The organism is Neisseria sp. P0020.S003 (assembly GCF_051957095.1).
Classification (GTDB): domain Bacteria; phylum Pseudomonadota; class Gammaproteobacteria; order Burkholderiales; family Neisseriaceae; genus Neisseria; species Neisseria subflava.
Genome location: NZ_JBQCWU010000115.1, coordinates 1 through 220, shown reverse-complemented (window position 1 = coordinate 220; position 220 = coordinate 1). Strand labels below are relative to the sequence as shown.

1 protein-coding gene is annotated in these 220 nt (G+C 51.4%); it reads left to right on the top strand.

What is annotated here, in order from left to right; genetic code table 11:
- Positions 1 to 220: hypothetical protein (locus tag ACTHTQ_RS11595; RefSeq protein ID WP_440364000.1), on the top strand; the 220-nt coding region annotated here is incomplete at both ends.

Sequence of the window (220 nt, the reverse complement as noted above, 5' to 3'; positions counted from 1 at the left end):
GCAGATGCTAAAGCGGTAGCAGCTGATACTAAAGCCGGTAAAGCGGCAACAGATGCAGCAGATGCATTAGCGAAAGCAGGCGAAGCTAAAGACGCAGCGAAAGCAGCAGACGATAAAGCTGTAGCGGCAGATGCTAAAGCAGTAGCAGCAGATACCAAAGCTGATGGTGCGGTAGCGAAAGCGGAAGCAGCAGATGCTAAAGCGGTAGCAGCTGATACTA